Genomic DNA, 6,360 nt, shown 5'->3' with positions numbered 1-6,360 from the left:
TGGAGACGGGGGCGGTGGTGGCGAACGTCTGCATGGTTTCGTTCCTTCGGCTCGTTGTTTCCGATGACCGAAAGCTACGTTGCGTTCATGGATAGTGGCAACAACTTCGTTGCGCAGAAATGGCATCACTGCAGCTCAGAGTGCATAAATCGTTGCACTGGTTTGAATTTCAATGCAATGTCTCTGCGCGTTGCGTTGCAATGGATAGGAAATGAACGCTATGCTGGAGGCGCTGCGGACCCACAAGGGGCCCATGAACGACGGAGATTGACATGCCGGGAGGCAGGCTCACCCAGCAGGAACGCCAGCAGATCGCGCTGGGGGTGGCGGACGGGCTCGCCTACGCGGAGATCGCCCGACGCCTCGACCGTCCGACGTCGACCGTCACGCGCGAGGTCATGCGCAACGGCGGCCCCGCCGGCTACCGCGCCGACCTGGCCCAGCGCTCCACCGAACGCCGCACCCACCGCCGCAGGCAGTCCGCCCCCAGGCCCGGGCAGGCGCCCCGACCGGCCCATGGACGCGACCCCGAGGCCGTGCGCGAGTACGAGGAGATGTTCACGACCCTCTTCATGGCCTCGGGCCTGCCGAAGATAAGCGCGCGGGTCCTGGTCTCCCTCTACACCACGGACACGGGCACCCTCACGGCGTCCGAACTGGTCCAGCGGCTCCAGGTCAGCCCGGCGTCCATCTCCAAGGCGATCACGTTCCTGGAGGGCCAGGGCCTCATCCGCCGGGAGCGCGACGAACGCCGCCGCGAGCGCTACATCGTCGACGACGACGTCTTCTACCAGTCCACGATCGCCAGCGCGAAGGCCACCGACCAACTCGCCGACACCGCCCGCCAGGGCGTCGGCGTCCTGGGCCCCGACACCCCGGCCGCGGTCCGCCTGGAGAACATCGCCCGCTTCCTCGACTTCATCGGCGAGACCATCACCCGCGCCGCGGAACAGGCCCGCGACATCCTCTACGTCAAGGCGGAACCGCCGGCGGCCGGCGCTACCGGCGCCACCGGTCCCACCGGCCCGGGATCGGACCGCGGCTAGCCGCTCCGGCCCACCCCGTGGCCCCGCTGAACCACGAGAGATATAATCGTCTCCATACTTGATATACGGGAGGTGCGCATGAGCCGAACAGTGATCGATCTCGACGACGAGCTGGTCGCGGACGTGGCCAAAGCCCTGGGGACGAGCACCAAGAAGGACACGGTCAACACGGCCCTGCGCGAGGTGCTGGAGAACAGGAGGCGCGCGTTGGCCCTGACTCGGCTGCGTGCCGCGGCCGACGAAGGCGCGTTCGATCTGACCCTCTTCGAGGACAAGCGGAACTACCGACGTTGAACGCGGCTCTCTACCTGATCGACACGAGCGCCCTCGCCCGTTTCATGCGGGGCGACGCGGAGCGGTACGGCTGGGACCAGGCCGCGGCCGCGGGCCTGATCGCCACGTGCCCCATCACGGAGCTGGAGTTCTTCTACAGCGCCCGGTCCGCCGCCGACCGGGAGCGCGTCCTTGAGGACATCCGGCTGATCTTCGGCTGGGTCCCGGTCGACGACCGTGCCTACGAACGCGCCTGGCAGGTCCAGGAGGCCCTCACCAAACAAGGCAGGCACCGCAGTGCCGGGGCGGTGGACCTCGTGGTGGCCGCGACCGCCGAGTTGCAGGGGCTGACCCTCCTGCACCGCGATCACGACTTCGAGTGCATCGCCGCGGTCACCGGCCAGCCCCTCCAGTGGTACGGCCCGGAGGGCCCCAAGTAGCCGCCCGCGGGCAGACCGTACGCCGGCCGGAGAGCGGAAGGGGTCGGGTGGTCAGAGCACGGCGAGGCGGTCCACCAGCAGTTCCACCCGCAGCTCGGTGTACTCCGGCGGCAGCCGTCGCGCCCGGGTCAGCGTCGCGAGGCCGTGCAGGGAGGCCCAGAACACCTCGGTGAACACCCCCGGGTGGACTCCGTCCCCGGCGACCTCGCCGAGGCTCTCCATCAGCGCGGCGAAGGCGTCCTTGAGCGGTTCCGGGGTGTCCTCCCGCGCGTACGCCAGGCCGCCGTCGAGCTGGAACAGGGCGTCGTAGACGGCCGGGTGGCGCTCGGCGAAGTCCAGGTAGGCGCGGGCCAGGGCGGCGACCCGCTCGCGGGGACCGTCCGCGGCGGCGGTCGCGGCCCGCAGCGCGACCGCCATCTCGGCGGCTCCCTGGAGGGCGACGGCGCCGATGATCTCCCGTTTGCCGCGGAAGTGGCTGTAGAGGACGGGCTGGCTGTACTCGATGCGCTCGGCGAGCCGGCGGGTGGTGACCGCGTCCCAGCCCTGTTGCTCGGCGAGTTCGCGGGCCGTGGCCACGATGAGGCGCTCGCGGTCCGCCCGTTCGCGCTGCTTGCGTTCCTGTACCGACATGATTCGATCCTAGCACCGCTAGACAATCGAGCGGCAGTAGTACTAGCGTTGCCTCATCGGCTAGCAACGCTAGATATCGGAGGGGTCGTCATGTTCAACGCACTCGAGGTGTTCACCACCGTGGTCGTCGGCCTGATGGTGGGGGTGGAGTTCTCCGTCGCCTTCGTCATGAACCGGATCTTCGGCGCACTCCCCGAGGACAGCGACCAACTCGCCCGCTCCCACGGGGGCCGGATGCTCGGCGCCCTGATGCCGGTCTGGTACTTCACCTCGCTCGCCCTCACCGCCGTCTGGGCCATCGCCGGATGGCACCGGCCCGGCACCGGCCTCGTCGTCACCGCCGCAGCGCTGCTGATCCTCAGCGTGATCATGTCGATCCTGCTGCTCGTCCCGATCAACAACCAGGGCAAGACGTGGACCCCCGAGAACCGGCCCGCCGACTGGAAGGAGCAGATGAACCGCTGGGACCGCTACCACTACGCCCGCGTGGCCGTGATCATCGCCGCCTTCACCCTGCTGGTCGCCGCCCTCGTCTGACCCCGCGGGTCAAGGAGAGAACGATGTCCCTGAAGAAGATCAACACCGTCCTGGCCGCCGTCTTCGTCCTCTTCGTCCTCTGGTTCGGGACGGAGTACATCGTGAGCCCGGAGACGACGGCGCCGGGCTTCGGCCTGCCGAGTTGGCCGTCCGGCGACGGCGACGGCTTCCTCGTCGTCAAGGGAGTCCGCGACGTCGTCATGGCCCTGGTCCTGGGCGTCCTGCTGGTGACGGGCCACCGCCGGGCGCTGGGCTGGGCGCTACTGGTGGAGGCCCTTGCCGCGTACGGCGACATGGCCAACGTGCTGGCCCACCACGGCTCCGTGGCCATCGCGTTCGGCGTCCACTGCCTGACCGCGACACTGATGGTGGTCAACGGCCTGCTGATACTGCGCGAGACCCGCAACGCCGCGCCCGCTCCGGCAACACCCGCCCCGCAGCCCGCCTGAAGCCGCCTTGACCACGGCCATCGGCTCGCCCTCACGCCGGACGCGACGTCCCGGACGCCGTGCCTCGGCAGGCGGCATGGCGCGGATGCTCTCGGGCTGTCGACCCGGCGGTCCCGGTGCGATCATGATCCTTTCGAGGTGCCGAGTCGGGGGATGCGAACGGATGAACTTCCCAGCGCACAAGCATGACCAGGCCATGCGCCGCCACTTCCACGAGGCCGCCGCGCGGCGCGGATTCTCGGTCGCGCCGGCCCAGGAGGCAGCCGTGGAGCGGCTGGCCCGCCTGGCGGGCGAACTCGCCCGGCCTGCCTGGACGTTCCCGAAGCCGCCCCGCGACCTGTACGTGTGGGGGCCGGTCGGCCGCGGCAAGAGTTGGCTGGTGGACACCTTCTACGAGGGGCTGCCGGACGGGCGTAAACGCCGCCTGCACTTCCACGACTTCTTCCGGCGGCTCCACGGAGGAGTGAGCGGGCGCCCGGGATCCCGTCACGACTCCCGCCATGACGGGCAGAGCGCCGTCGACAGCGCTCTGGACGAGCTGATCGGGGACAGCCGGGTCCTCGTATTCGACGAGTTCCACGCGCACGACGCGGGTGACGCGATGCTGATCGCCCGTCTCTTCCGCACCCTGTTGGACCGCCGGATCACCCTGGTCACCACCTCCAACTACCCGCCCGCCGGGCTGATGCCGGACCCGCTCTACCACCACCTCTTCGAGCCCACCATCAAGCTCATCGAGGAGCGGATGGACGTCCTGGACGTCACGGGCCCGGTGGACTTCCGCCGACTCGCGGCGCCCGAGCCCGCGCCCGACCCGGCGGAAGGCGGCCGCCGCTTCGCGACGGGTTGGTGCCTGCTCCCCCACGACACCGCTCCGGCGGAGCTCGGCCTGACCGCCCCCGCGCCCGCGGAGGCCACCGCCGTCCCCGCCCACCTGCGGGAGCTGCCCGCCCGCGCGGTGCGCGGAGAACTCGTATGGTTCGGCTTCGACGCGCTGTGCGAGACCGCGACGGCGGTCCCCGACTACCTGGTCCTCGCCGAGCGGTTCACCACCCTGGTCCTGGACGGCGTACCCCCACTGGTCGAGGCCTCCGCGGACGGCCGGCAGCGGTTCGCGAACCTCGTGGACGTCGCTTGCGACCGGGACCTCCGGCTGGTCCTCATGGGCTCCGATCCACTGGCCGACCTCCCCGCCGACCAGGCCCTGACCCGAGACCTGGACCGCACGGCGAGCCGCCTCGCCATGCTCCGCCGCCCGGACCGAACCCGTCCCGCCGCGGCGGGCGGCCATTGACCGGTCAGCGTCGCGGTCCCGGCCAGGCGGTCAGGGCCAGTTCGACCGCCGCCGTCAGCTGGGCGGCCGTGGCGCCGTCCTGGGCTCGTTGGGAGAGGCCCTGGAGGACCGTGGCGAAGTAGTCGGCCAAGGCTCGGGGGCGGCCTCGGCGGGGAGTTCCCCCGCCCGCTGCGCCTCGCGTAGCCGGGCCTCGAACCCGTCCACGTTCCTGCCGCGCAGGTCGTGGAGGAACGCCCGCACCTCCGTGTCCTGCGAAGTCCGGCACGCTCAGGGCACTCGCCGGATCGATCAGAAATCGAGAAGCGCGGTTCGGCGGGCCCCGCCTAGCCTCACCATGAGCATCACCAGTCACGTGCAGCACAAGGAGCAAGCATGAAGGCACACGTCAGCTCGATCCTGCTCGGAGTCCGGGACATGGAGGCCGCCAAGCGGTTCTACGTCGAGGGGCTCGGCTGGAAGATCCAGAGCGACTTCGGCATATCGGTGTTCTTCGAATCCGACGGCGCCTCGCCCGTCGGCTTCTACAGCCGCGAAGGCCTGGCCCAGCAGGTGGGCACGGACCAGGAGGGCAGCGGTTTCAGCGGGCTGGTCCTGACCTACGTCGTGCGCAGCGAGGCGCGCGTCGACGAGGTCATGGCGGAGGCCCAGAAGGCCGGCGCCAAGGTCCTCAAGCCCGCCGGCGCCCTGCCCTGGGGCAGGTACGGCGGCACCTTCGCCGACCCCGACGGCTACGTCTGGAGCCTCGGCTACAGCGCCCAGGGCACCGATCAGCCCTACGCCGAGTAGAGGGGAAGAGCATGAAGTTCCGGGCCCACGTCGAGCCGCCCGAACCCATGCGGGGTCTGGAGGTTCCGCCCGAGGTCGTGGCAGCGCTCGGCGAGGGCTCGCGGCCGCCGGTGACGATCACGATCGAAGGACACTCCTGGAGGAGCCGGATCGCCCTCCTGCGCGGGCGCCACCTGATCGGCCTCAGCCATGCCAACCGGGAGGCCGCGGGCGTCGAGATCGGCGAGGAGGTCGAGGTCGAGGTGGAACTCGACACCGAGCCCCGTGTCGTCGTCGAGCCGGCGGACTTCGCCCGGGCCCTGGACGAGGACCCGGCCGCCCGCGCCGCGTACGACGGCCTCACGTACAGCCGCAAGCGCGAGCACGTGCGTGCCATCGAGAGCGCGAAGAAGCCGGAGACGCGCCAACGGCGCATCGAGAAGGCCGTCGCCGCCCTGCGCGGCTGACACCCGTTCGCCGTCTCAGGTCTCGCGGAACGCCGCCAGGATCCGGTCGGCGGCCGCGGTGGCCGTCAGGGAACCGTCGCGGACACGGGCTTCGAGGGCGGGGGCGAGGCCGCGGACGGCCGGGTCGGCGCGGAGGCGTTCGAGGAGTTCGTCGCGGACCATCGACCAGGTCCACTCGATCTGCTGGTCGCGCCGTTTGGCCGCGAGGCGGCCGGTGGAGTCGAGCGTCGCGCGGTGTTGTTCGAGGCGGTTCCAGACCCCGTCGAGTCCGGTGGATTCGCGGGCGCTGCAGGTGAGGACGGGTGGGGTCCAGGCGGCGTCGGTGGGGTGCATCAGGCGCAGTGCCCCCGACAACTCCCTCGCCGCTGCTTTCGCGTCGCGTTCGTGGGGCCCGTCGGCCTTGTTGACGGCGAGGACGTCGGCCAGTTCGAGGACGCCCTTCTTGATGCCCTGGAGCTG

General features: G+C 70.5%; 10 protein-coding genes and 1 pseudogene. 8 read left to right on the top strand and 3 right to left on the bottom strand.

The window, feature by feature from the left end:
- Nucleotides 1-272 precede the first annotated feature (272 nt).
- The 3 genes from ACFYYJ_RS41420 (at nt 273) to ACFYYJ_RS41410 (ending at nt 1,759) form a co-directional block, all read left to right on the top strand.
- Nucleotides 273-1,046 (top strand): helix-turn-helix domain-containing protein, encoded by a 774-nt coding sequence (locus ACFYYJ_RS41420; RefSeq protein WP_385134136.1) that lies wholly within the window; start codon nt 273-275, stop codon nt 1,044-1,046.
- 78 nt (nt 1,047-1,124) lie between these two features.
- Nucleotides 1,125-1,340, top strand: a complete 216-nt coding sequence (locus tag ACFYYJ_RS41415) for a type II toxin-antitoxin system VapB family antitoxin (RefSeq protein WP_385134133.1) — start codon at nt 1,125-1,127, stop codon at nt 1,338-1,340.
- A complete protein-coding gene (locus tag ACFYYJ_RS41410; protein ID WP_389140171.1) occupies nt 1,337-1,759 on the top strand; it encodes a PIN domain nuclease in 423 nt (140 codons plus the stop codon). Before ACFYYJ_RS41415 ends, ACFYYJ_RS41410 begins: the two co-directional genes overlap by 4 nt.
- 51 nt (nt 1,760-1,810) lie before the next feature.
- Here ACFYYJ_RS41410 and ACFYYJ_RS41405 read toward each other — a convergent pair whose 3' ends face one another.
- Nucleotides 1,811-2,389 (bottom strand): TetR/AcrR family transcriptional regulator, encoded by a 579-nt coding sequence (locus ACFYYJ_RS41405; RefSeq protein WP_389140168.1) that lies wholly within the window; start codon nt 2,387-2,389, stop codon nt 1,811-1,813.
- Nucleotides 2,390-2,479: 90 nt separating this feature from the next.
- Here ACFYYJ_RS41405 and ACFYYJ_RS41400 point away from each other — a divergent pair, with 90 nt between their 5' ends.
- The 3 genes from ACFYYJ_RS41400 (at nt 2,480) to zapE (ending at nt 4,669) form a co-directional block, all read left to right on the top strand.
- Nucleotides 2,480-2,926: an anthrone oxygenase family protein gene (locus tag ACFYYJ_RS41400; RefSeq protein ID WP_385134124.1), complete on the top strand. Its 447-nt coding sequence runs from the start codon at nt 2,480-2,482 to the stop codon at nt 2,924-2,926.
- Between the two features lie 23 nt (nt 2,927-2,949).
- On the top strand, nt 2,950-3,375 hold the full coding sequence (locus ACFYYJ_RS41395; RefSeq protein ID WP_389140163.1) for a DUF4267 domain-containing protein: 426 nt from the start codon (nt 2,950-2,952) through the stop codon (nt 3,373-3,375).
- A 163-nt stretch (nt 3,376-3,538) separates the two neighbouring features.
- Complete coding sequence (gene zapE, locus ACFYYJ_RS41390; protein ID WP_389140160.1) at nt 3,539-4,669, top strand: cell division protein ZapE; 1,131 nt, start codon at nt 3,539-3,541, stop codon at nt 4,667-4,669.
- A gap of 4 nt (nt 4,670-4,673) precedes the next feature.
- Here zapE and ACFYYJ_RS41385 read toward each other — a convergent pair whose 3' ends face one another.
- Nucleotides 4,674-4,799: a hypothetical protein gene (locus tag ACFYYJ_RS41385; RefSeq protein ID WP_385365732.1), complete on the bottom strand. Its 126-nt coding sequence runs from the start codon at nt 4,797-4,799 to the stop codon at nt 4,674-4,676.
- A 242-nt stretch (nt 4,800-5,041) separates the two neighbouring features.
- Here ACFYYJ_RS41385 and ACFYYJ_RS41380 point away from each other — a divergent pair, with 242 nt between their 5' ends.
- Together ACFYYJ_RS41380 and ACFYYJ_RS41375 are read left to right on the top strand one after the other, a co-directional pair.
- The gene (locus ACFYYJ_RS41380; protein WP_389140155.1) at nt 5,042-5,455 is read left to right on the top strand and encodes a VOC family protein; all 414 of its coding nucleotides are present in this window, start codon (nt 5,042-5,044) and stop codon (nt 5,453-5,455) included.
- 11 nt (nt 5,456-5,466) lie between these two features.
- The gene (locus ACFYYJ_RS41375; RefSeq protein ID WP_385365731.1) at nt 5,467-5,901 is read left to right on the top strand and encodes a YdeI/OmpD-associated family protein; all 435 of its coding nucleotides are present in this window, start codon (nt 5,467-5,469) and stop codon (nt 5,899-5,901) included.
- A gap of 15 nt (nt 5,902-5,916) precedes the next feature.
- Here ACFYYJ_RS41375 and ACFYYJ_RS41370 read toward each other — a convergent pair.
- Nucleotides 5,917-6,360: pseudogene (locus tag ACFYYJ_RS41370) on the bottom strand (methylmalonyl Co-A mutase-associated GTPase MeaB); the annotation flags it as partial.

Origin of the sequence: Streptomyces sp. NPDC002467 (genome assembly GCF_042889825.1) — a bacterium.
Lineage (GTDB): Bacteria > Actinomycetota > Actinomycetes > Streptomycetales > Streptomycetaceae > Streptomyces.
The sequence above is the reverse complement of the archived record's forward strand: the minus strand, read 5'-3'. Positions and strand labels throughout refer to the sequence as shown.

Coding starts and splice junctions, on each gene's coding strand:
- ACFYYJ_RS41420 (WP_385134136.1), top strand. CDS start 273: ATGCCGGGAGGCAGGCTCACCCAGCAGGAACGCCAGCAGATCGCGCTG.
- ACFYYJ_RS41380 (WP_389140155.1), top strand. CDS start 5,042: ATGAAGGCACACGTCAGCTCGATCCTGCTCGGAGTCCGGGACATGGAG.
- ACFYYJ_RS41400 (WP_385134124.1), top strand. CDS start 2,480: ATGTTCAACGCACTCGAGGTGTTCACCACCGTGGTCGTCGGCCTGATG.
- ACFYYJ_RS41415 (WP_385134133.1), top strand. CDS start 1,125: ATGAGCCGAACAGTGATCGATCTCGACGACGAGCTGGTCGCGGACGTG.
- ACFYYJ_RS41405 (WP_389140168.1), bottom strand. CDS start 2,389: ATGTCGGTACAGGAACGCAAGCAGCGCGAACGGGCGGACCGCGAGCGC.
- ACFYYJ_RS41375 (WP_385365731.1), top strand. CDS start 5,467: ATGAAGTTCCGGGCCCACGTCGAGCCGCCCGAACCCATGCGGGGTCTG.
- zapE (WP_389140160.1), top strand. CDS start 3,539: ATGAACTTCCCAGCGCACAAGCATGACCAGGCCATGCGCCGCCACTTC.
- ACFYYJ_RS41395 (WP_389140163.1), top strand. CDS start 2,950: ATGTCCCTGAAGAAGATCAACACCGTCCTGGCCGCCGTCTTCGTCCTC.